A 1,869-nucleotide genomic window follows, 5' to 3' on the forward strand; every position below is an offset into this window, starting at 1 on the left:
ATCACGTTTGAAGTCTTCACTGGAATTTAGCTTCCCCAGAACGGCCTCCTTGCCTCAAAGTTAGGGAAAAAAATCCCTACATTACTCAGAACTAGTCAGTTTAAGATGCCATTGCAGCCGCACCAAAACAGTCTCGAAAACGCTCCCTTGCAAGATTTAACAAATATCTCCCACTCGCCATACAAAGATCCTTCGCCCTGCTCCTCCAACATACTTTAAACACAATGACTCTACAAAATGGATGCACGAAATCGATCAACAAAAAAGTCGGTCAAGGTTCGTATGCGTGCAGGAACGATGTCACCGGCTGGGCGAATAACTGAGATCATACTATCCGTTGAAACGTCTCGATATTCATCTAATAGAGGTGATAACTTTCCCGCTTCTAAATCAGCGCCCACTAAAAACATTGGCAACCAAGCGATTCCTAGGCTCGCGAGACATGCCGCATGTAGGGCCTCAATTGAGTTACATGCAAAGCCTCGGCCAAGCTGAAAGCGGGTAGCACCTTGGGACTTCAATCCCCATTCATTAAATGCACTAGAGACATTCAGACGCAAGCATGCGTGATTAATCAAATCTTCAGGTACAGCCGGCGTGCCCCTGCGTCGCACATATTCTGGCGAGGCACATACGATGCGCCGGTTGGTCAACAATTTCACCGCGACAAGGCTAGAGTCCGGAAGGGCTGCATTGCGCACAGCTAGATCGAAATTACCCCGAACAATATCCACGACGGCATCGGTTAGTGTCAGATCTACTTCGATTTCGGGGTGCTGCTTCATGAAATCGACAATTGCAGGAACGACGTGCATCTGCCCAAATGCGTTTGATGTCGTCAGCCTTATCTTACCTTGTAGTTTTGCGCTGCCATCCGAGATTTCGCTTTCAAGCACTGTAATACGCGCCATGATCTCACGAGCTTCGGCCACATAGCGTTCCCCCGCCTGCGTAAGGCGCATGCTGCGCGTGGTGCGGATAAGCAGTTGTGCCCCGAGCCGTTCTTCAAGCTGGCTCACACGCTTACTCACAGCAGAATGTGTTTGACCAATGGCGCGTGCGGCAGCGGAAAACCCACCCTCATCCACCACAGCCAAAAGCAATGCCATATCCAAATCATGTCTCATCTGTTCCATATCGGCACAGGTTTTGCGCCATTTCAAGGAATTATCAAAACAAAACTAATCTGAGAGATTTGATCTGTTCCTTAAACACGGATGGAGACCAATCATGAACATTGCAATTCAGTCCCTTATTGATCGTCACACCACTCAAAAGGTCACCCAATGCGGTGGTGGCTGCCGTTGTACAAAACCGAAAAATCCAAACGCCGATATGGCTGATCTGCGCATGTACAATTGTTGTGTCAGCATTACATCTGCGCAAACAACTGATGATGTCGTTGTCGTAAAATGGAGTGACGGGACAACAGATCAGTTTCACCACGGCTGGCTACGAGAAAATGACCCCAGCCCGGCTTCGCGGCACCCTATTTCGCGGGAACGCATTGTAAAGCCGCTCTCATTCCCAGCGTTTATTCGCCCCAAATCCGTCTGCGTTCACTCGAATGGCGCTTTGTCGGTGACTTGGTCCGAACACAACAGCAACCACACAAGCTTATTTGATGCGGGTTGGCTGCGAGCGCACAGCTATTGTGGTTCTAAATCAACGCAAACACCCAACCAAACACGCCCAGATCGTCCCAGCCCCGCCATTGCTGTTTGGCACGATTTGCTTTCATCGCAAGACGCTCTTCGAAACTGGCTCGATAGTTACCTGTTGTCAGGCTGGTCCATTGTCGTTGGCGTGCCACATGAGGATGGCGCAGCTGTCAAGCTCGGCCAACGTATTGGCACCGTTCGGTCAAGC

The 1,869-nt window shown here is 49.9% G+C and carries 2 protein-coding genes; one reads left to right on the forward strand and one right to left on the reverse strand.

Going from position 1 to position 1,869, the window contains the following annotated elements; all coding sequences use genetic code 11:
* Positions 1 to 230: 230 nt before the first annotated feature.
* Positions 231 to 1,136, reverse strand: a complete 906-nt coding sequence (locus ABJQ89_RS17150) for a LysR family transcriptional regulator (protein WP_348497374.1) — start codon at positions 1,134 to 1,136, stop codon at positions 231 to 233.
* 94 nt (positions 1,137 to 1,230) lie between these two features.
* On the opposite strand from ABJQ89_RS17150, the gene ABJQ89_RS17155 reads away from it, so the two are divergent.
* A partial coding sequence (locus tag ABJQ89_RS17155; RefSeq protein ID WP_348497375.1) for a gamma-butyrobetaine hydroxylase-like domain-containing protein occupies positions 1,231 to 1,869 on the forward strand: 639 nt, incomplete at its 3' end.

Source organism: Planktotalea sp. (genome assembly GCF_039984035.1).
Classification (GTDB): domain Bacteria; phylum Pseudomonadota; class Alphaproteobacteria; order Rhodobacterales; family Rhodobacteraceae; genus Planktotalea.

Coding starts and splice junctions, on each gene's coding strand:
- ABJQ89_RS17150 (WP_348497374.1), bottom strand. CDS start 1,136: ATGGAACAGATGAGACATGATTTGGATATGGCATTGCTTTTGGCTGTG.